This window comes from Gudongella oleilytica (assembly GCF_004101785.1).
In the GTDB taxonomy this organism is placed as follows: Bacteria; Bacillota; Clostridia; order Tissierellales; family Tissierellaceae; genus Gudongella; species Gudongella oleilytica.
Genome location: NZ_CP035130.1, coordinates 736065 through 757504, shown reverse-complemented (window position 1 = coordinate 757504; position 21440 = coordinate 736065). Strand labels below are relative to the sequence as shown.

Below are 21440 nucleotides of genomic sequence, written 5' to 3'. Positions count from 1 at the left end.
ACCTTTTAGATGATTTGTAAACCCCAGATTGAAAAATTATTATACTTTCTTCAGGTATCTCATTGCTCCATAAGCATAAATCGCGGCTCCCTTATGAAGAACCTCTTCGTTTACAACCATTGATGGATTATGCATGGAGTAGGTATAGCCTTCGTCTATGCTTCCCATACCCAGGTTGAGCATTACTGAAGGAACCCTTGACGCTATGGAAGTAAAGTCCTCAGTACCCACGGCTAAAGGTATTCTAAGGGTAGTGCCTTCTCCAAGCAGTTCCTCACAATATCCTGCCATATCTTCGCTCAATGCAGGATCATTGTACAATGGTCCCATGCCATACTGGTGCTCAACAATTGCTTCTCCCCTAAAGGTTCCTGCAACACTTTCTGCTATCTCCCTTATCCTTTGGATCAGAAATTCCCTGTTATCCTGGGTCGTAGCTCGCACAGAAACCTCAAGAACAGCGTTCCCTGCAAGTGTATTGACAGTATCTCCACCGTATATCTTTCCCACAAGGACAACTGAGTTATCCATGCACGAGGTTTCCCTTGCTATTATCTCCTGCAGTGCTATTACCGTATGTGCTGCTATATTGATTGCATCAATACCCTTTTCCGGTGTGCTGCCATGGGCATTCTGCCCTTTGATGGTTATCTTAATGGCATCTCCGGAGAACAGCGCAGGCCCTTTAGCGTATGCAACAGTGCCGCTTTTGGAAAGCTCATTTCCAACGTATATATGGATCGCCAATGCAGCGTCAACCTTTGGGTCCTCCAGGATCCCTGCCCCGATCATATCGACCGCTCCGGCAAGAAGCTCTTCAGCCGGCTGAAACATTAGTTTTACTGTACCATCAAGCTCATCCTCGTTATCCTTGAGTAGCTTTGCTGCTCCCAATAACATGGCTGTGTGACAGTCATGACCGCAGGAATGGCAATTTCCTGTCTCAGATGCAAATTCCAGCCCGGTTTCCTCCTTCATAGGCAATGCATCCATGTCAGCTCTTAAAAGGATCGTATTCCCAGGTTTTCCGACCAATGCTGTTACTCCTGCCTTGCCTGATCTTTTGGGCTCGAGCCCGTATTCCTTAAGCTTTGCTTCGACATATTCGACAGTCTTATCCAGCTGGAATCCGATCTCAGCAAATGTGTGTATAGTCCTTCTATTGGCAATTATTTCACTCTCTATGTTTTTAGCCTGCTTTAGATAATCGGTCATATAAGCCTCCCAAAAGATATTGTATTTATGCTCAGGAACCCTTCAATATTTTTCTGAATTTCTCCCTTACCCCATTAACTCTCTTTCCTGAATAAAGTTCATTATATGTATGACCCCGATATTGCCATTTTCTTGAACTTCTGCTAATTTTCTTAAAAGCATGCATGAAATTATTCCTGTCGACTATGGATTCAAAATTGAGTCTTTTCCTTTCCAGCTCAGAAAGGATGCTCTTTATGTCGAACCCAAGCTGGCAGTCCATCATAAGTAACTCAACTAATTGCTTATGTGTAGATGGTTCTAGTTCAAAGCAATCATGGAGACAGCTTTCAAAGTCTTTGAACTCCTTCAAAGACTGGAAGTAAAACTCATCCTCGTATCGAAGTATCTCCTCCGGTCCTGGAATATAGAAGTCTATATCTCCCTGTTCCTCCAGAAGCTCCAGATACCTGTCCCCAAAGATCAAATAATCCTTGATGAAGTAGCCTGCCTTCCTTGTTACAAGATGAGCAGCCAGGTTCATTCTCGACGCTGACATCTCCAGATCTCCCAGATTGGCTCTTGGGATATTATAAAGATTGTATACTTCAACTACCTTTTTATCAGGGACAATCCCATATAAATTAGTGAGAGCGATGATGTATCTGCTTAATAGATCTGCATCCATATCATATCTCCTTTCAAGGCAGCTATAAGAAACGATTTCGTTCGTTACTATTGTAACACATTAAGATGCCAAAATGTGGATCCCGTAATAAATGTCACCGTTCATTATTGTCATAACAGGCTTGATCCTTCTGATCTCCTGTTCATAAGACTCAAATGGGTCATCTGAAAGCACTACGATATCAGCTAACTTGCCTGGTTCTATGGATCCCTTTATATCCTCCTCGAAGCTTGCGTAAGCTGAACCCATAGTAAAGCAATACACAGCCTGATCCATAGTTAGTTTTTCCTCAGGGTACCATCCATCCTCAGGGTATCCGCTGTAATCCTTTCTTGTAGTGGCCACATACAGACTGTCCATAGGGTCAAGTGAATCGACAGGGCAGTCTGATGATATGCACATCCTTACCCCTTTATCAAGCAATGTCCTGTATTTATAGCTGTTTATTATCCTCTCATGACCTACCCTGCTCTCGGCCATGTGAAGATCATTGTTTACGCATATTGGCTCAGCAAATGCTATTACACTTTGTTCCCTGAAATTCCTGAGCAGCTCCTCGTCAGTGATTTGCAAGTGGACTATGCCAAACCTTGGATCATCCTTAGGCATGGATTCGAGAGCTCTTTCAAAGCTTCTAAAGCACATCTCCATTGCCCCGTCCCCTATAGCGTGCGTCAAGATCTGCATCCCGCCCTTATGAGCGGTAGTGACCAAATGATCCAGCTCTTCCTGGGTGAATACGCTTATTCCTTTTGTGTCAGGCTCGTCGGAATAAGGCTCCTTCAAGTAAGCTGTTCCAGCTCCAAGTGATCCATCAGTTAGAAGCTTAAGGGGTCCGATACGGTAGAATGAATCGCCCTGCCCCGTTTTATAGCCCTTTTCAAGAAAAGTCACCAGTCTCTCGGGCTCAGGCAAAATACACTGCTGGTAAACTCTAACCGGCAGCTCACCTTCTTTTGCCAGCTCTCTATAAGCCTGGATTATCGTGTCGTAATCTCTGTTTGCAAACGTATCAAAATCATCGGTCTGGACCGATGTGATCCCAAGTGAGGAAGCTTTTTCCATGACCTTCCTCAGCATCGTTTTTATGTCTTCCTTATTTACATCAGGAATATTTTTATAAATCATATATCTGGCAGCTTCCCTGAATATTCCAGTAGGTTCACCCTTCTCATCTACATCAAATTGGCCGCCAACAGGCTGAGGAGTACCGGACGATATTTTGCATAGCTCAAGGGCTTTGCTGTTTGCAACTGTGATATGCTCACAAATTCTCGTAAAAGAGATCGGGTGGTCTGGAGAAATCCTGTCCAGATCATATCTGTTAAGCTCTCTTTTCTCCTTAAACATTATGTCGTTCCAGCCTCTTCCAAGGACCCACTCACCAGATTTGATACTCTTTTCTGATATGAACGTCTTACCTCTCTCCACGACCTCATCTATGGATATTGCCCCGCTGCAGTCTACCTTTGTCAGGCTGTAGCCATAGTTCAGTAAATGAACATGACTGTCGTTAAAGCCCGGAAGTACTGTTTTGAGGTTTAAATCTAATACCTTTGTATTCTCTTTTTTTAATTTAAGCATTTCATCAATAGAGCCGACAGCTGAAATCTTTCCGTCAGCAATCGCCACTGCCTCTACAATGCTTCGCTTGTTGTCCATTGTCCTTATTTTGCCGTTTATCAGTATGATATCCATTTTTGTCTTCCTTTCAAGACTAAGCCTTCAGTTTTTCCACTGCTGCCTTGATCCTCTTCATGGCTTCTTCAATGATCTCAAAGGAATTCGAATAAGCGATCCTTACAAAATTGGCGCCCTCTTCTGGTCTGAAGGCATCTCCCGGTACAATGGATACTCCTGCTTCGTTGAGGATATAGTCGCAGAACTCGTCAGCCTTTGCCCCAAGGCCATCGATGCAGGCAAAGACATAGAAAGCTCCCTCAGGGGTTATGTAATCTATTCCCTCGATCTCGTCGTAATACTTAAGTACCAGATCTCTTCTTTTTCTGAATTCAGCCACCATCATATCAGTCCAGGGTTTCCCCTCCCTATAGGCTGCGACAGCTCCATACTGTGCAAAGGTTGTAGGGCAGGTAGTTATGTTCTGGTGCGATTTATTCAGATATTTTGCTATTTCAGGTGAGGAAGCCATGTAGCCGATTCTCCAACCTGTCATAGAGTATGCCTTTGATGTTGTATTCACAACGACAGTCCGCTCCTTCATTTCAGGCAGCTTAGCTATGGATATGTGTTCACCGTCATATATAAACGAGCTGTAGGTTTCATCAGAAACCACATAAAGGTCGTATTCCTTCGCGATATCTGCTAATATATCCAGATCTTCCTTAGTGAATACCATTCCGGTTGGATTATTCGGAGTGTTTATCATTATCATCCTGGTTTTGTCAGTTATGCTGTTTTTTATATCATCCGGGTCTATCTTGAATCCATTACTGAATTTCAATGGGACTGCAACAGGGACTACACCTGCAAGATAAGCCTGGTCAAAATAGGCCGGAAAGCATGGCGTAAGCATTATTATCTCGTCACCGACGTCCAATAGACTGATCATTGCAACGTACAGACCCTCCACTGAGCCTACGCCTACAACTATCTCCTTATATGGATCGTAATCCAAGCCCATATTCGCCTTCATATCCTCGGAGATCGCAACTCTAAGCTCCTCAACTCCGGCGATGTCGCTGTAATGTACCTGCCCCTTTCTAAGCGACTGTATGGCAGCTTCGATTGCAACATCAGGAGATGAGAAGTCAGGCCTTCCCATTTCCAGATGGATGATATCCTTCCCACTCTTTTCCAGTTCAGATGCTTTTTTAAGTATCTCGATTATTCCTCCGCTGAAGCTGATATTTTTCATTCTGTTGACAGGCAATTTCATCGCTCTACCTCCCTATAGTTCATTTTATATTATTATTAGCACTTCTTTCCGTATTTGTCCAGCGGTAGACGAATCTTGCGATTATCCTTACTGCAGCGATGAGCTCATCGATATCAAGGTGCTCATCAAAGGAATGAGCCTGATTGATGCTTCCCGGTCCAAAGTTTGCTCCCAAGCCCTTGCCATCCTCTATAAAATACCTGAGATCACTGACGGCAGTAAATGCCCTGGGTTTTGTGCTGTGTCCAAGCACTTCTTTCTGGCATTTTTCACCTAATCCAAGAAAATCGTGATCAAGTCTGCTAACAGAGGGTTCAAACTGCATGATATCTGCCCATGTCAGCTTCGGGGGATTCTCCTTAAGCCAGTTGTCCTTCTCTGAGGCCTCTTTTATGGTTTCATCGACCCAACGATAAACATCCTCCAGAGTCTCTCCAGCTATACATCCTGCTAAACCTGATATCCTGCATCTTGAAGGTACTTTGCTTGGTGATTCGCCGCCTTCAATAAGTGCAATATTTGCTACGTGGGCGATAGGATAATTCTCCCAGAGAACGTGCATATGCTCCTTGTCCAGCCTGTACTGCATGCTCTGGAGAGCTTCAATAATAGGTATGGCCTTTAGTATTGCGTTCTCACCCTCATATGCGACACCTGAGTGTGTCGTCCTTCCATAGACATCGATAATAAACTGACCTGCACCCCTCGTTGCCGGGCAAAAATCAAGGTTTGTAGGTTCACCGACCAGAACTGCATCTGCGGTGTACCCTACCTTTACAAGCTTTTCTGATCCCTTACCAAGGATCTCCTCGTCGCCGACTGATTGAAAGATGATATCCCCTTTAAATGATACTCCTGAATCTATCAGTGCTTTTAAAGCAAAGAGATATGCTGTAAGGCACCCTCTGGCATCGACGACACCCCTTCCATATATCTTGCCGTCGACTATTTCACAGCCTCTTGGGTCATGCTTCCATCTGTCGATATCTCCAACCCCAACTACGTCAGCATGCGAGTTGATGGCAATGGATTTCCCATCGCCCTTTCCCTTCAGTAAACCCACTACACTATACCTGGATCCATAGTTCAATCCGTCATCCTCGGTGATTTCAATCGGCTCGTCCCTGGTAACTGAAAAACCAAGATCTTTAAGAAAGCTCTCGACAATTTGCTGAGCGTTATCCCCTTCAGATTCATCCGTCGAAGGAAGCCTGCAAGCAACAAGCTTTCTTAAAAACCCGATCATCTCTCCAGTCTGGTCTGTGATCAACTTGTCAATTTCTGAAAACAACACTCCAAACACCTCCTATCCTTCCACCTTATACATCCTGGACATTCCATAGCCTATCCGAACCTTGTAATAACCGGACAGCTCTTTATCCAGACCTTCATCTCCAGTATAGACTCTGAGTGGATTGCCGTTAAGCTGTATAAGCTTTCCCTCTGTCGCAATAATGGTAATATTTCTCTTTCCAATTTTGCCCAGGACCTTCGGGCTTAGCTGCTGATTCCCCCTTCCCAGAAGATATCCTTGCCCGCCGGTGGGAGTTATAATAAGCTCCGTCTCAGAGTCTCCAATTATCCGGAGTATCTCATCTTCGTTGCAGTCTGCCTTTACCAGCTCCCTGTTCCTTATGATATCTACTCCAAGAAGCGTCTTTTTAAGTTTCAAGACATCCATCAGAGCTTTCGTAGTACTTCCGGGGCCTATCAAATAAAATATATCCTTCACTATATTATCTGCAATATCCAATGCTATAGACATTTGAGATGCTTTGTCCGAAAGAGGTGTGGGAGCCTTTTTATTCTGTATCCACTTGTCGATCACCGGTACCTTCAAGTAACCATATAGCTGAGTCATGACGACATCATTTCTATAGGCCTCCTCATCGATATCTATGACCTCCTCATCGACAAGCTGGACCTGCCTGCCGCTTAAGAACTCAGCAGCCAGCTTTCCAGCGGCTTTTGGTGTGTTCCCATAGACAGGTGAATGGATCTTGACTCCTGCAGGGATGCCTATGACTGGCACTTCCTGACCTATAGCCCTATAAATATCCCTGGCAGTCCCATCTCCTCCCGCAAATATCAACAAGGATATTCCCAGCTCCTTCATACTTGAAGCAGCGAGAACTGTATCATCGGATGTCGTATTCCTATCACTTATGTAAACAACTTCATAATGCAGGCCAGCTTGCACTGTTTCATTTTCACCCATATCGCCTGAGCAGGTAAACACCAGCAGCTGCTCCTTTAATGGAAGCAGCTGTTGTAATGCCTTTATAGTCTTTTCGGGAGCCTCGGATATTGCACCCATCTGGATAGCCCTAATAAGTGTGTCTTCACCGTCTGTTCCCTTAAGCCCTACTCTGCCACCCATACCGGCGATCGGGTTAACTATAAGCCCTATCTTCATCATAGGATCACTTCCGTTTATTCTACTTTGGTTTTTTCCTGGTAGACCCTCCAGGTAGGACACCACTGATCAGGGTCGTCCATACTGGATTCATCCACCATATGGATAGTGCTATTGTTTGGTGCACTCTTGATTATTTCAGGATTATTGTAAGCTTCGCCTAATATATGGTGCAGGGTCTCGACATACTCCTCAAGGTCCTCCATGGATGGAGTTTCTGTAGGCTCAAGTGTCAATGGGTCAGGAATATAGAATGGATGGTGGCTTGACCATATGTGCATACCGAAATCCATTACTCGTCTTGCAATATCTCCGGAGCTGAATCCAGTATCCTTCGCAATCTTTTCCATGGTATACCTTGCCTGCTCGATCCTCTGGACATCCTCTCTGTATGGAAGCTCCAGCCCTTTGTATTCAAGCAGCCTCTTTATGAGGTATACGTTATTTAAGGAAGCAACCTTCGCCACCTCGTAAAGGCCCTCGGCTCCAAGACTCATTATCCAGCTGTAAGCCTTGAGGACGACCTGAGGAGTCCCTATGAAGGCTCTAACCTTTCCAATGCTGTTTTTTATGTCATAATCCAGAAAGTACTTTTCACCGTCGAATTCAACAAGCGGCTTAGGCAGAAAATCTCTCAGCTCAGAGATAACCCCGACTGCTCCTGAACCAGGCCCTCCACATCCATGTGGTGTCCCAAAGGATTTATGAAGATTGAAATAACACATATGGAAGCCTGCTTCTCTCGCTCTGGCAACGCCATACAAACCATTGGCATTTGCCTGGTCGTAGCAGTTCAAACCGCCCGCTTTTGTAACCAAATCGGTAAATTCCTTGATCCTGGGATTGAATATACCGGTATCCTCGGGATTGGCAACTACAAAAGCGGCAGTCCTCTCACTTACAGCAGCCTTAAAAGCCTCGTAGTCCGGCCTGCCATTTTCATCAGCCATAATGGTTATTATCTTATAGCCCTTAAGAGCAGGAGCTGCAGCATCTGATGGGTGAGAATAAACCGTAGTTATTATTTCGTCTCTCTGTTCTTCCTCTCCTCTAAGCCTGTGGTACATCCTTACGATCGATGCCATAGTCATAGTAGCCTGAGATCCACCTGCTGCCTGGAAGCTGAAGTGATCCATGCCTGATATCTCTCGCATCATCAGATCGGTCCTGTGGATTATCTCAAGGATCCCCTGGGTAGTTGATGTATCCTGTAAAGGATGAAGCTCTGACATCTTCTCCGATGCGGCCAGCTTATCATTTACGACCGGGTTGTATTTGACAGTACACGTTCCCTGACCTATTTCAATATTTATATTTCCACCAAGAGTCTCCTGGGAGAGTCTCAGGTAGTGCATAAGTACTCTTTTCTGGTTTATCTCGGGAAGCTTAAGCGGGACGCTCCTTCTCATTCCTGCTGGAATGCTGTCAAAGCCATTTCCAACCTTCTCAACTATTTCTTCCTCAGCCTTGGGTACGAGTATTCCACGCTCTCCGGCTGAACCAAGCTCAAAAATTATAGGTTCATTCCACCTAGCCTGATGAAAGCTTCTAACTCTATTTTTTCTTATTATCCGCTTCATGATATCAGTCCTTTCTATGGATTATTCTTCAACGATTTCTTTGATTGCAGAAACCAGCCTGTCGATATCTTCCTTCATGTGTACCTCTGTTACACAATATAGAGCGCACTGCCCCATCTCAGGGAAGGCCTTTGACAGGTCTTTGCCTCCGAATATTCCCTTTTGAAGCAAGGCTTCGTTTATCTCCTCCACAGTTTTTCCTGTACCATTGAAATCGACTACGAACTCCTTGAAGCTGAAACCTTCAAACCTTGAGCCGACAACGCCCTTTAACTCTGAAAGTTCCTTGATCGTATATTGGGACTTCTGGATTATGTTTTGTCCAAGCTCCTCCATTCCCTTTGGACCCATGGTTGAAAGGTATACCCCTGCAGTTATGCCTAAAAGCGCTGTTTGGGTGCCGACGTACTCCTTGCCCTTTTCCCTGAGGTTTCCAAAGGATGTCCTTTCGTAGGCAACATCTCCAAATCCGTACTCTCCCTCTACAATTGTCGGTGCCACACCGAACAATCTTGATGGGAACTCCATGACAAAGCGTTCCTCGTTTCTTGTGGAAATAAATCCTGATTGCCCGCCGCCATAGTTCATATGCATCCCCAGTGGTTGAAGATCACCACAGATTATATCAGCTCCATATGCTGAAGGAGGTTCGATCACTCCAAGGCTGCTTGGGTCTACCCCTACGATAGATACTGCTCCAGCTTCATGTGCCAGTCTTGATATCTCGCTTCCTTTGGTCTCAAGGAAGCCAAGGAATGATGGGTTTTCAAAGTATACAGCTGCAATATTGGAGGATAGCTTCACCTTAAGATCCTCAAGGTCCATCATTCCGGTTTTTTCATCGTATGCCAGTTTACTTATCTTAACTCCCGGGTCGCAATAGTTTTCTATTATCATCGATCTGTCAGGATCGATGGTACCAACTACAAGAGCCCCTCCCCTTCCGGTCATTCTGGAAGCCATTCTTATCGATGTCGCCGCTGCCTGTCCCCAGTCGAATGTGGGAACGTTCACTACCTCCATGTCCAACAGTTCCGCAACCAGCGACTCATATTCAAATAAGGTTTGAAATCTCCCGTGATCGTTGTACGGCTCACCAGCATATGCAGTTAAAAACTCTGATCTGCTGTTTACTTCATCGCATATAGCTGGTACATAGTGCTGCCAGCATCCGGCTCCTAAAAAGTTTAAGTATTCCTTGGCTGTCATGTTTTTGGACAGCAGCTTCTCGACCGCCCTCCTTAACTCATACTCTGAACCATATGGCTTTGGAAGATCAAGAGGTCTGTTAAGCTTAAGCTCCTCTGGGATCTCAGCATGAAGGTCCTCGAGAGATTTCAATCCAAGATAATCCAGCATTTTCTTCTGGACCTCAGCTCCGGAATTTGGTATGTACGGATGGTTTTTAAATCCATAGTCTTTCATTATCCTTTTCCTCCCTTTTATGCTATTCCGCCGCCGTCCACAACCAGTGCGGCTCCCGTTATCCACGAAGCCATATCGCTGCTTAAAAACAGTACCGCCTTTGCAATATCCAGAGGTGTCCCAAGTCTTTCAAGCGGCCTGCCCTTTGCAGAATCGGCAAGGAACTTGTCTATCTCGACTTCTCCAAGCTGCTTCCCCTCATCTCTTAGCATGGCTGTATCCGTATCCCCGGGATTTACTGAATTAACTCTTATATTTTGTGGACCGTGATCGATCGCCATCGCCCGGGTTAGATTTACAATGCCACCCTTGACGGCACAGTATGCTGCCGCTTTGTCTCCACCCTTCAAACCCCAGCCGGAGCCGGTGTTTACTATGCTTCCTCCGCCATTTCTTGCCATTACGGGGATGGTGTATTTTGAAAGAAGGAATGTTCCCTTAAGTCCGACGCCAAGGACGAAATCCCATTCCTTTTCGCTTAGATCCACCACAGTTTTTCTTACAGTCACGCCGGCGTTGTTGAAAAGAACGTCGATTTTGCCATATTTTTCATCGATGCTATTAATTACTGAGCTTACATTCTCCTCATTTGTAACATCACACTTCATAAAAATTGCCTTATTGCCTTCGGCTGCAATCTCCTCAACAGCCTTCCCACCCTGGCTCTCATTTATGTCAAGAAGAACCACAGATGCACCATGCTTTGCAAACAGCTTCCCTGTCCCAAGACCTATACCTGAAGCTCCACCTGAGATAACTACAACCTTTCCGGTAAAATCCAATGGATTATACATATACTTGCCCTCCTTTGTACTTGTTATACTTATTAGGATGTATTGCATTTCCCATGCCAACTTCCTATTATCTTAAAAATAATTTTGAAATATTGAGTTTCACCCGATTCAAAGAAAATAAAACCTTTTATTGTTGTAAGACTGCTTTTATGTGATATACTAAAATTGTCGCATTTGTCAATTTATTTGTCTATTTTGTCAAGGAGCTGGATATTATGAACCTGAATTCAATCAAAAACAACCTTAATGACATAATCTCGACTATGACCACTCTGACTAATATGGAATACGCGATATTTGATACAGAGGCAGAGCTTGTCAGCAGCACCGGTGTTTATCTAAAAAGAAAAGGTCAAAGTGTACATACCGCCTCCATAGAGGAGGTCCTAAGCTTGGGAAATGTCGTCGTCAATAAGCCTGGGCTTATGAAGTCCTGCATCGGTTGCCGTTTTGCCAACAACTGTCCATCAACTATTGAAATACTGTCCTGCGTGAAGCTGGATGGCCAGCCCATCGGGGTTGTCAGCATGACTTCCTTCACTCAAGAGGGGCATGCCCTGATCGAGGAAAATTTACATAAATATATGGAGATACTGGGTTATATGTCAAACCTCATCTCCATGTATGCACACAATGAAGTTGCAAGAAGTACTCCAGGGATCCTAAGCAAGGCAATTGAGCATCTGATCAGGGAATCAGGAATGAATTACATGGTCATTGACAGAAATGGATATCTGCTCCACTGGGATGACGGCACACAGGAGCTTCTCTCGTATTGCGACCTCTACACCCAAAGTCTTGGAATGATATTTCCACAGGAGTTTTCAGGCTGGATCTTCGGATCGTCATACCCCTCCAGCAAAAGCTTGGTCTTTGAAGGATTCAGCGGGGAGGTATTCTCTACTCCGCTATCAACTGAAAATGGAATCGAGGGCTATGTACTGCGGTTTGATAAACGGGATGGCGAAGCCCTGAAAAGGTCTCCTTCAGCAAGCTATCTTGATAGAATAATCACCCGGGATCCTAAGCTTATGGAGGTTAAAAGGATAATAGATAAAATATCCTCGTCGCCTTCATCGGTCCTTATAACAGGCGAATCAGGTACCGGCAAGGAAATAGCAGCAAAAGCGATCCACTTTACCAGCAACCGCAGCAATAAGCCGTTTATTCCGGTCAATTGCGCAAATATTCCCGAGAGCCTTTTTGAATCTGAGCTATTCGGTTACGAGGAGGGAGCATTTACAGGAGCCAGGAAAAGAGGTAAGCCAGGAATACTTGAATTGGCAAATAATGGGACAGTCTTTCTTGATGAGATAGGCGAGCTTCCTCATCATTCCCAGGCTAAGCTCTTGAGATTCCTGCAGGATGGAGTTATACAAAGACTGGGCAGCATTACAAACATCCCGTTGAATGTGAGAATAATAGCAGCAACGAACCAGGATCTTGAGCTATTGATGAGCGAAGGCAAATTCAGGGAGGATCTGTTCTACAGATTAAATGTGGTCCCGATCCATCTTCCGCCGCTTAGAGAAAGGAAATCAGACATCCCCATTCTGATCGACCATTTTATCAAGGCTATGAACTCAAAGCTTTCAAAAAGATTGTTGGGAATCGATGATCTGGCTTTAGAGGCTATGATGGACTACTCCTGGCCAGGGAATGTCAGGGAGCTTGAGAATTCAATAGAATATGCTATGAATATGGAGGAGACCTCCAGAATAAATCTGACAAGTCTGCCGGCACGCATATTCAGTAACTGCGAATTAGAGTCAGATCTTCGTTCTAAGCTATCCAAAAGCGAGTCATCGATAATCATATCTGCATTGGATAAAAATGGCTGGGATATGAATGGGAAGATCAAAACCGCTGAAGAACTGGGTATCAGCCTAAGAACCCTCTACAGAAGACTAAAATAAGCCACCGGGGACGGTCCTTTTTGGCAGGAATTGTTTATTATTTTAGAAAACTCCAGCCAAAAAGAACCGTCCCCGGTGGCCCAGTGTCCTTATCTTGTTCCTGTCATTTCTTCCTCTCCCAGGAGGATCGCCGCTATTTTTTCTGCTGTCATTATGCCTGCCTTCACTTGAGCCTCCCTGGTGCTTGCCCCAAGATGTGGAGTAGCTACGACATTGTCAAGCGTAAGCAAGGGATTGCCAGTACAAGGCTCCTCGACAAACACATCAATGCCGGCCCCAGCTATCCTGCCTTCCACAAGAGCTGTATAAAGAGCATTCTCATCTACCAAACCACCTCTTGCGCAGTTGATTATCCTAAGATCCTTTTTCGCAAGCTTGAGCTCTTCCTCACCTATAAGTCCAATGGTATCCTTAGTCTTTGGCATATGCACTGTGATAAAATCACATATTTTCATAAGCTCATCTATTGTGTCTACCTTTTTCACATTCAACCTTGCCATATCCAACTCAGGTATAAAGGGATCATATGCCACAGTTCTCATCCCAAATGCCTGAAGTCTTGCCGCAACCATTTTCCCGATCCTTCCAAGTCCTACTATCCCAACGGTTTTATCGTAAAGCTCAACTCCCATCAATCTGCTTCTCTCCCACAGACCATCCCTGAGAGTGCTGTCTCCTTTGGGCAAGTTTCTGCAGACAGCAAGAAGCAGAGCAATTGTGTGCTCAGCAGCTGCTATCGAATTTGAATCAGGAGCATTGATACACTCTATCTTCCTCTCAACTGCATACTTCACATCGATATTGTCCATACCGTTTCCTGCTCTACCAACTACCTTCATTTTCGAAGCTGAATCAAGAAGCTCTCTATCCACCTTTGTTGCGCTCCTTACTATAAGTGCATCATAATTCCCGATGATATCCAACAGCTCTTTTCTTTCGAGATTCAGTTTCTCATCAACCTGCAAACCTCTTTTTCTCATCAATTCGATGCCTCTTCCGTCGATTTTTTCAGTTACCAGTACCTTCATTTTGACCCCTCCTATTAGAATTTTTGAGAATAAAAAAACTCCTGCCCATGACATATCATTGTCAAGGGCGGGAGTATACTCGCGCGGTGCCACCTTAATTCATCATCCAGACTTCGAATGAACTTTTCGCGTGTAACGGCGCTACGACCGGACAGGTCTTCCCTGTCTGCTCAGGAGTGGATTCGCCGTTTTCATTCACCAATTCGCACCAAACATTGGCTCTCTTTATCCTTACTTGCGGTTACGATCTCCATTTTCGCAAAACTATTCTCTTGTCTCGCTTTACTGCATTAAATATATTACTGATATTCTAATCCATCCTGGAGCTTGTGTCAACCTTTTTATTTATGAATTTCCACGATCCTTCCCATCAGGATCAAATGGTGATCGCCCTGAGGATAGCTTCCTCTATTGATCGAGGGAGCAAGCTTTTCAGGATCCAGTTGAGCCTTATAATCAACCTTGCACTCATAGCTTATTTTGCAGTCGCCAATATGGGGTACAGACACCTTTGAGCCTTCGATCATCTTAAAACCGCATTCATTGATTTTATCGATGTCCCTGCCAGATTTTGTGCCGCAGATCCTAAGCTCTTCCTTCATTTTCCCTTTATGGGGGATACTTACGACAAATTCATCTGCATCCTTCAATAACTCATAGGTATACCTTGTCGGCCTAACGGCGACCATCATATGGGAATGATTCCACATAAAACCTAAAAATCCCCATCCTATCTGCATTACATTGACCTTGTCATCCTTCCTGGCAACAAGGAAAGCCCGGCCATCTTGTATATCATTCAACACCTCTTCCGCATCCACAAAAAAATGTTCTCTCATGTCTCTGCCTCCTGGTAATCATCTATGCCAAAATCATAGCTTCGCGAAGCTTTGCTCAAAGTCCTTTATGAGGTCTTTTACATTCTCAAGACCAACAGATAATCTTATCAATCCGTCAGTTATGCCTACCTCAAGTCTGCTCTCCGGTGGAACGCTGGCGTGTGTCATGCTTGCCGGGTGTTCGATCAAGGTGTCCGGATCTCCCAGGCTTACTGCTATCGAGGCAATCTTTAGATTGTTCAGGAATTTCTTTCCTGCTTCAAAAGCACTCAGGCCTTTAACATCATCCTTAAGCTCAAATGCTATCATACCTGTATACATACCATTCAACATCTTCTTAGCCAGTTCATGCTGTGGGTGGGATTTCAAGCCTGGGTAGTATACCGTTTTTACATACTCACTTTTTTCAAGATATTCAGCCATTTCCATCGCATTCTTACAGTGCTCTCTCACCCTGATCGGCAGGGTTTTCATGCCCCTCATGACCAGATAGGAGTTGAAGGGACTTGGAGGAGTACCACATATCTTTGTGACATAATTCCCCCTGATTACTGCTATGTCATCCTTTGGTCCAATGATAACGCCGCCGATGACATCGCCATGTCCATTTATGTATTTAGTTACACTGTGAATAACAAAATCTGCACCCAGCTTAAGTGGGGAAAGGATAGGAGGTGGCGAGAATGTATTGTCCACGACCAGCTTTACTCCATGTTTCTTAGCAATTTTAGCTATCTCTTCGATATCTGCAAGCTTAAGAGTCGGATTAGTGACGGTTTCGAAGTATATGACCTTGGTCTTTTCATTTATGGCCTTTTCAACTTCCTCAGGCTTCGTAGTATCTACAAAGGTAACGTCGATCCCTAAATCCGGCATATTGGTCCTCATTACCACTGAGGTCCCTCCGTATATTGTGTCTCCACAAACTATGTGGTCGCCCGTTTTGACAAGACCCAATAGAACAGCACCTATCGCTCCCATTCCCGATGCAGTTGCAACGCAGTCCTCTCCGCCTTCAAGAGCGGCACATTTAAGCTCCAGGGCTCGATTAGTCGGGTTTCCTCCTCTTGAATAGACATACCCGGGTATCTCCTTACTGAACTTTGCAGCTCCTTCCTCTACAGTCTCAAAGCAGAAGGTTGAGGTTTGAAAAATCGGGGTCGACAAAGCACCTGTTCCCTTGTCAGGCTCCTGACCGGCATGGATCACCATGGTTTCAAACATCACGTCATTCAGGTCAATTTTACTCATTGATTACCCCTCCTCAAAATTTAATAGTATTCTTTAACCTCAGTATCATAGTATCTGTTAAGATCATATGGTATGAATATTCCTTTATCCGTGACCACCCCGCTAACCAGGTGTGGAGGAGTGATATCAAAGGATGGATAGTAGCCTTTTACGCCTTCCAAAGTATTTTTAACGCCTCTGGCTTCAAGCACCAATTGTGGATCTCTTTCCTCAATAGTTACAGAATCAATGGTTTGATGAGCTTTATCAGGTATTCCTGTGACAAAATATGGTACTCCATGATATTTTGCAGATATTGCTATCTGATAAGTCCCAATTTTATTTACCACATGACCATCCATGCATATAACATCAGCCGCTGATGTGAAAAGATCTATCTTGTTCCTCTTCATAACAAAAGCAGGCATGTTGTCAGTAATTACAGTAGTATCGAATCCCATATCACAAGCTACGCTGGCGGTAAGCCTCGCCCCCTGAAAATATGGCCTGGTTTCCGGGACAAATAGCTTAATATCCTTTTCTCTTTTCCTTGCTACCCTAAGCATCATCCCTACAATGGTCTCTCCAAAGCACTGAGTCATTATAGTTCCCTTATCCGGAAACATGGTAACCAGGTGCTCAGCTACCACCTCGATGGTTGAATATCTCCTGTTGAGAGAATCGATCGTTCTCATAAATATTGCTTCATCGACCGGTCTTCCTTCGTCCATAGCCTTTCTTGCAGCCTCGAGACATCCATTGGTGGTAAGAACCATTCTATTTGCCGTGGTAGGTCTGGCATGAGACAGGGTGTATGCTGCCTTCTCAAGGTAATCCAACATTTCCTTCCTACCAAGATCCCTGCACTCAAAAGCTGCCAAAGCCATACCCATCCCGGCTGCCGTATAAGGTCCGGCACTCTGCGTAACCATATCAGCGATCGCCTGAGCTACCTCCTGGTGTGTGCTGCAGGTCACAAATTCAATCTTTGTCGGGTACATCCTTCTATCCAAAATCCTGACCTTACCATTCTCATACCATGCAACATTTTCATATCTGAGCATAAAGGCCAGATCATCGTCAAATCTTTTCACAATATAGCCTCCCTAAACAAGTTCTGAAAGTATCCTTTCCTTGATCCCAACTGCTTTGTGCATGACCTTCTCGATATCTATCGTTTTAAACTCCCCATCCTTATATACGATTTGACCGTCTATCATGGTCATACAGATGTCATCTGATTGTCCCGAATACAAAATATTGGCCAACTCGTCAAAAACAGGCTGAAGATGTGGCTTATCCATATCGAAAATAACTAAATCAGCCTTGTTGCCGACCTTGATGGATCCGCAATCCTCTCTGTCTTGAGCCCGGGCACCATTTATTGTGGCAAGCTTTAAAAGCTGAGCAGGATACATAAACTCAGGATCCTGGGTTGAGCCCTTGTTTATCATTGCTGCAAGATATATCTCCTCGACCATGTTCAGATTGTTATTTGAGGAAGCCCCATCAGTACCTATAGTAACGGGTATCCCTGCTTCTATCATCTGCTTTATTGGAGCAAATCCGCTTCCAAGCTTCATGTTGCTGGATGGGCAATGTACAGGTACAACTCCCTTGGATTTTATGATCTCAATATCGCTGTCCTCTACCCACACACAATGGGCAGCTGTAGTTGGCTGATCGAATAAACCACATTCAGCAAAATACTCAGCAGGAGTCTTACCATACTTTAGCTTGCAGTTATCATGCTCCCCCTGTGTCTCGGATAGGTGAGTATGAACGATCAGGTTTCTCTCTCTGGCATAATGAGCAACCTCCCGAACGAGACTTTCTCTTGATGTGTACTCTGCGTGCAGCCCTATATCTATCTTAAGTCTCCCTGTCTTATCCCGGGAAGCAATGTCCAGCAACCTCTCAGTATCCTTGTAGCCTTGCAATTCAAATATCGATGGCTTTTTTGAGTTATAAGAAAGTCCATGGGACAGATTGACTTTTATACCGCTTTCAGATACTGCCTGAGCCATCATCTCTATCTCAAAGTACATATCCGTGAAGGATACGACTCCACTCTTTATCATCTCTGCTATCCCCAGAAGGCTGCCCCAATAAATGTCCTCACCAGTAAGCTTTGCCTCAAAAGGAAACATTTTTTCTGCAAGCCATCTGTGAAGCGGAAGACCTTCACCATAGCCTCTTAACAGCGTCATGGGCACATGGCAATGATTGTTGAAAAATCCAGGAAGTACCACTTTATTCTCCCCATTGTAAGTCTCGCCAAAATATCCTTCCGGATGTTTATCGCCAATATAACTGATCCTGTCATTTTCAATCAGGATATACTTTCCTCTTTCAACCTGAAAGCTTTCATTTACAAGGCAAGTGTTCTTTATAAGCATAAAATTCCCCTTTCAGAAATTATTGATCCTGAATTCCTTTCCTCTGTATCTTTTTTCTGCCAAATTTAATTATATTGGTTATATCGTTAGTAATAGATTTTAATATCGTCTTATGACTCTCGGCAATCAGAAGATCGATTGTCGATCTAAGCTGCCTTTGGGTCTCCTTATCCAAGGTTTTAAGAGCCTTTATCATTGCATCGGCAGCATTGATTTTCTCATTGTTCAAATCGCTCAGGCTCTTTGCACCTGTTCCCTGAAGAATATCAAACAATGTATTTACAAATCTCTCCCTGTCTTCATTGGAGAGCTTTGTAAGCCATGACCTTACTGCTTTGTTTATATTTATACCTTCCTTGCTTAGCCCCGATTTGTAAATAAACTCATTGCCCATGATCTCCCAAAGAAATGGATTATGCTGATACATTGCAAGACCGCTGCTCTTTACGACATAGTATTCCTCACCATGTTCAAGAAGCATTCCGATAATTGATGACTCTGGAAGGAATGTCACGATCTTCTCGATTATAGCCTGATATCCCGGCGCTTTAACAACCTTAGGTTGAAATCCGGGACCATCATTATTGTATATCTCGACTATACTCTCCCTGTAGGCTCCCTCCATATTTGCCGAAGCATATACCGCAAGATTTCCACCCTTTGAATGACCTCCAAGATAAAACTCGCCTGAGTAGTTTTCCATCACCCATTTAGTGTACTTTACTGCCTCCCTTTGTGAATGGACCTCATCTTTGAAGCTCATCTGCAGATCCTCCTTCCAGCCTGCAATTGAGTCATCAGTTCCTCTAAAGGCAATGAAGTGAAGGTCGTCAAATATTGTAAATACCATTGCAGAAAACTGCTTTGCCCTTTCAATGTCGATCTGGTCCACATATCCTGAAAGCTTCAGTTCTCCAAACCTTTTTGTTGCTGCAGCTCTCTCCAGAAATACGGGGGTATCCTTCAAAAATGGAAGGTCTTTAAGGTGTTCAGTCGTTTTAGTTTCCTTAAATCTCAATGCCGCATCCTTCAGGAGTATATGCCCGCTCTCTCCGGCTGCTGGGACGATGCCGCTAAAATCGTTATAACAAAGTACAGACAAGACAAGGTTGTCCACTTCATTGAAGTCATCCTGTTTAAAGGAGAGGTCACCTCTCCAATCTAAATAATCATAGATGTTTCCCATAATCGCACCTCTTAACTCATATACATTCCTATTGATATAGATTATACCTCAATATTAGTAAGTTTCTTCAAATATTTGATCGAGTAGGGGAAAATTAATTCCCCTCTCACACCACCGTACGTGCCGTTCGGCATACGGCGGTTCAATTCAAATAATAATCCAAACAACTAATGAGACCTCGCTTTGCGAGGATTTCTTTTGATATTTTACGTAAACCTGTGGTTTTAGCCACTGCCTGGTAATGGTTGTTAAACCCTACCGACTGTCTTACCATCCATTCCGGAGCACCGAGTTTTCTTAAGCCCCACATTCTCTTCTGACTGGTTTTCCACTGCTTCCATATCACGATACGGATTCTTGTACGCAAGTGTCCATCTATTCGTATCATATTAGTCTTCATTTTACCTATTCGAAAGTAGTTTATCCAGCCTCTGATTACCCAATTGAGTCTCTTTATTCTATCGTCCATGCTGATTGACCATGAGCGTTTTGTGAGCTGCTTGAGTTTTCTCTTGAATTTAACTATGGAGTCCCGATGAGGCCTTGCCTCCCATTTACCATCCATCTTCACAAAACCAAATCCTAAATATTTTAGCTTTGTTGGTTCTGTGGTTCTTGTCTTTTCTGCGTTGACTTTTAATCCGAGTTTTCTCTCTATCCATTTTGTTATGGTGTTCATAACTCTGTTGGAAGCTGCACTACTTCCTACTGCTATTACACAGTCATCTGCATATCTAACAAAATTAAGTCCTCTTGCTTCAAGCTCTTTGTCAAGCTCATTGAGCATGATGTTACTGAGTATTGGGGAGAGGTTTCCTCCCTGCGGGGTCCCCTCGTTGGTTTCTTCATATTTTCCTTTGTCCATCACTCCTGCCTTTAGATATTTAGCTATGAGTGATTCTGTGTCAGGGTCTTGTATGATTTTGCCTACAAGGGTCATCAGCTTGTCTTGTGGTACATTATCAAAGAACTTCTCAAGGTCAATATCCACTATGTAGATATATCCGTCATTCAGATATTCCAATAGTTTGATGACTGCCTGTTGTGCTCGTCTACCCGGCCTGAAACCATAGCTGTATTCGCTGAAATGTGGCTCCACTATGGGTGTGATTACCTGCACTATTGCCTGTTCTATGATTCTGTCCATCACTGTGGGTATACCAAGTTTTCTTACTCCACCATTTGGCTTTGGTATTTCAACTCTTAGCACCGGCTGAGGTTTGTACTTTCTGTTACGAATACGTTCCTTGATGTCTTCCCAGTTTCCTTTCAGATATTCATCAATTTCGTCTACACTTATGTTGTCTATGCCTCCTGCTCCTTTGTTGGCTTTTACCTTCTTGTATGCAAGCAGCATATTCTCTCTTGATAATATCTGTTCCATTAGTTGTGACATGATTTGTCTCCTTTTCCTGTTTTGCTTTCATGCATATCAACCTTACCTCCTGTGAACCCTTCGCTCCGTTACGTCTTCGCTACTGAGATTCTCGTCAGGCCTATGCATTTACATCCGTAAGTCCATTTGACTTTGAATTGTTCAGTCCTTCCTTGTTTCCAAGTACTATGACCTCTGCTGACTTCTCATGGTTCGTTATTACTACGGTTTTAGCCGCCCATGAGACCTCACGGGATAAGTCCTCTGTCTTTCCTCGTCTACCTGCCTGATCTACCTGCATGGGTTACGATTGCCTTTTGGACTTCACTGCTTTTGGCCAGCTTATCCTCCATGCAAGCCTTGGTATCAGGTTTCTGTCCGTCAGGCTACGATTTCGCTATTGCTTCCTCTCGCCCACACCTCACGATGTGAACCTTGCAAGTCGCTATAGGGTTCGTCGGCAACTACGCC

At 44.2% G+C, this 21440-nt stretch carries 18 protein-coding genes; 1 reads left to right on the top strand and 17 read right to left on the bottom strand.

What is annotated here, in order from left to right; genetic code table 11:
* Positions 1-39: 39 nt before the first annotated feature.
* Genes EC328_RS03425 through EC328_RS03385 form a run of 9 tightly spaced genes read right to left on the bottom strand, consistent with a single transcriptional unit; the run spans position 40 to position 10996 of the window.
* The gene (locus EC328_RS03425) at positions 40-1215 is read right to left on the bottom strand and encodes a M20 metallopeptidase family protein (RefSeq protein WP_128425504.1); all 1176 of its coding nucleotides are present in this window, start codon (positions 1213-1215) and stop codon (positions 40-42) included.
* Between the two features lie 31 nt (positions 1216-1246).
* A complete protein-coding gene (locus EC328_RS03420) occupies positions 1247-1882 on the bottom strand; it encodes a hypothetical protein (protein WP_128425503.1) in 636 nt (211 codons plus the stop codon).
* 60 nt (positions 1883-1942) lie between these two features.
* Positions 1943-3580 (bottom strand): amidohydrolase, encoded by a 1638-nt coding sequence (locus EC328_RS03415; protein ID WP_128425502.1) that lies wholly within the window; start codon positions 3578-3580, stop codon positions 1943-1945.
* A gap of 19 nt (positions 3581-3599) precedes the next feature.
* Positions 3600-4781, bottom strand: a complete 1182-nt coding sequence (locus EC328_RS03410; protein ID WP_128425501.1) for a pyridoxal phosphate-dependent aminotransferase — start codon at positions 4779-4781, stop codon at positions 3600-3602.
* A gap of 19 nt (positions 4782-4800) precedes the next feature.
* Positions 4801-6075, bottom strand: coding sequence for an ArgE/DapE family deacylase (locus EC328_RS03405; RefSeq protein WP_128425500.1), 1275 nt, complete (start codon positions 6073-6075; stop codon positions 4801-4803).
* 12 nt (positions 6076-6087) lie between these two features.
* The gene (locus EC328_RS03400) at positions 6088-7197 is read right to left on the bottom strand and encodes an ATP-NAD kinase family protein (protein WP_240671514.1); all 1110 of its coding nucleotides are present in this window, start codon (positions 7195-7197) and stop codon (positions 6088-6090) included.
* Positions 7198-7214: 17 nt separating this feature from the next.
* Complete coding sequence (gene gcvPB, locus EC328_RS03395; RefSeq protein WP_206363909.1) at positions 7215-8777, bottom strand: aminomethyl-transferring glycine dehydrogenase subunit GcvPB; 1563 nt, start codon at positions 8775-8777, stop codon at positions 7215-7217.
* 21 nt (positions 8778-8798) lie between these two features.
* The gene (gcvPA, locus tag EC328_RS03390) at positions 8799-10202 is read right to left on the bottom strand and encodes an aminomethyl-transferring glycine dehydrogenase subunit GcvPA (RefSeq protein ID WP_128425497.1); all 1404 of its coding nucleotides are present in this window, start codon (positions 10200-10202) and stop codon (positions 8799-8801) included.
* 17 nt (positions 10203-10219) lie between these two features.
* Entirely contained in the window at positions 10220-10996 is a 777-nt protein-coding gene (locus EC328_RS03385; RefSeq protein WP_128425496.1) for an SDR family NAD(P)-dependent oxidoreductase, read from the bottom strand.
* 215 nt (positions 10997-11211) lie between these two features.
* On the opposite strand from EC328_RS03385, the gene EC328_RS03380 reads away from it, so the two are divergent.
* Positions 11212-12912 (top strand): sigma-54 interaction domain-containing protein, encoded by a 1701-nt coding sequence (locus EC328_RS03380; protein ID WP_128425495.1) that lies wholly within the window; start codon positions 11212-11214, stop codon positions 12910-12912.
* An 89-nt stretch (positions 12913-13001) separates the two neighbouring features.
* On the opposite strand, the gene EC328_RS03375 is transcribed toward EC328_RS03380, so the two are convergent.
* The 8 genes from EC328_RS03375 to EC328_RS03340 all read right to left on the bottom strand — a co-directional run bounded on the left by EC328_RS03375 (position 13002) and on the right by EC328_RS03340 (position 21270).
* Positions 13002-13940: a hydroxyacid dehydrogenase gene (locus EC328_RS03375; RefSeq protein WP_164906014.1), complete on the bottom strand. Its 939-nt coding sequence runs from the start codon at positions 13938-13940 to the stop codon at positions 13002-13004.
* Positions 13941-14281: 341 nt separating this feature from the next.
* The gene (locus EC328_RS03370; RefSeq protein ID WP_128425493.1) at positions 14282-14779 is read right to left on the bottom strand and encodes a flavin reductase family protein; all 498 of its coding nucleotides are present in this window, start codon (positions 14777-14779) and stop codon (positions 14282-14284) included.
* A gap of 33 nt (positions 14780-14812) precedes the next feature.
* Positions 14813-16030 carry a trans-sulfuration enzyme family protein gene (locus EC328_RS03365; RefSeq protein WP_128425492.1) on the bottom strand — a complete coding sequence of 406 codons (1218 nt, stop codon included), beginning with the start codon at positions 16028-16030 and terminating at the stop codon, positions 14813-14815.
* A gap of 20 nt (positions 16031-16050) precedes the next feature.
* Positions 16051-17103 (bottom strand): S-methyl-5-thioribose-1-phosphate isomerase, encoded by a 1053-nt coding sequence (locus EC328_RS03360; protein ID WP_128425491.1) that lies wholly within the window; start codon positions 17101-17103, stop codon positions 16051-16053.
* A gap of 12 nt (positions 17104-17115) precedes the next feature.
* Positions 17116-18408 (bottom strand): amidohydrolase, encoded by a 1293-nt coding sequence (locus EC328_RS03355; protein WP_128425490.1) that lies wholly within the window; start codon positions 18406-18408, stop codon positions 17116-17118.
* 19 nt (positions 18409-18427) lie between these two features.
* Positions 18428-19594: a DUF2974 domain-containing protein gene (locus tag EC328_RS03350; protein WP_128425489.1), complete on the bottom strand. Its 1167-nt coding sequence runs from the start codon at positions 19592-19594 to the stop codon at positions 18428-18430.
* A gap of 142 nt (positions 19595-19736) precedes the next feature.
* Positions 19737-20978: a group II intron reverse transcriptase/maturase gene (gene ltrA / locus EC328_RS03345; protein WP_240671456.1), complete on the bottom strand. Its 1242-nt coding sequence runs from the start codon at positions 20976-20978 to the stop codon at positions 19737-19739.
* A 112-nt stretch (positions 20979-21090) separates the two neighbouring features.
* A complete protein-coding gene (locus EC328_RS03340; protein WP_128425093.1) occupies positions 21091-21270 on the bottom strand; it encodes a hypothetical protein in 180 nt (59 codons plus the stop codon).
* Positions 21271-21440: the final 170 nt, after the last annotated feature.

Coding starts and splice junctions, on each gene's coding strand:
- EC328_RS03385 (WP_128425496.1), bottom strand. CDS start 10,996: ATGTATAATCCATTGGATTTTACCGGAAAGGTTGTAGTTATCTCAGGT.
- EC328_RS03380 (WP_128425495.1), top strand. CDS start 11,212: ATGAACCTGAATTCAATCAAAAACAACCTTAATGACATAATCTCGACT.
- EC328_RS03400 (WP_240671514.1), bottom strand. CDS start 7,197: ATGAAGATAGGGCTTATAGTTAACCCGATCGCCGGTATGGGTGGCAGA.
- ltrA (WP_240671456.1), bottom strand. CDS start 20,978: ATGGAACAGATATTATCAAGAGAGAATATGCTGCTTGCATACAAGAAG.
- EC328_RS03420 (WP_128425503.1), bottom strand. CDS start 1,882: ATGGATGCAGATCTATTAAGCAGATACATCATCGCTCTCACTAATTTA.
- EC328_RS03340 (WP_128425093.1), bottom strand. CDS start 21,270: ATGCAGGTAGATCAGGCAGGTAGACGAGGAAAGACAGAGGACTTATCC.
- gcvPA (WP_128425497.1), bottom strand. CDS start 10,202: ATGAAAGACTATGGATTTAAAAACCATCCGTACATACCAAATTCCGGA.
- EC328_RS03415 (WP_128425502.1), bottom strand. CDS start 3,580: ATGGATATCATACTGATAAACGGCAAAATAAGGACAATGGACAACAAG.
- EC328_RS03425 (WP_128425504.1), bottom strand. CDS start 1,215: ATGACCGATTATCTAAAGCAGGCTAAAAACATAGAGAGTGAAATAATT.
- EC328_RS03410 (WP_128425501.1), bottom strand. CDS start 4,781: ATGAAATTGCCTGTCAACAGAATGAAAAATATCAGCTTCAGCGGAGGA.
- EC328_RS03355 (WP_128425490.1), bottom strand. CDS start 18,408: ATGCTTATAAAGAACACTTGCCTTGTAAATGAAAGCTTTCAGGTTGAA.
- EC328_RS03350 (WP_128425489.1), bottom strand. CDS start 19,594: ATGGGAAACATCTATGATTATTTAGATTGGAGAGGTGACCTCTCCTTT.
- EC328_RS03365 (WP_128425492.1), bottom strand. CDS start 16,030: ATGAGTAAAATTGACCTGAATGACGTGATGTTTGAAACCATGGTGATC.
- EC328_RS03370 (WP_128425493.1), bottom strand. CDS start 14,779: ATGAGAGAACATTTTTTTGTGGATGCGGAAGAGGTGTTGAATGATATA.
- EC328_RS03375 (WP_164906014.1), bottom strand. CDS start 13,940: ATGAAGGTACTGGTAACTGAAAAAATCGACGGAAGAGGCATCGAATTG.
- gcvPB (WP_206363909.1), bottom strand. CDS start 8,777: ATGAAGCGGATAATAAGAAAAAATAGAGTTAGAAGCTTTCATCAGGCT.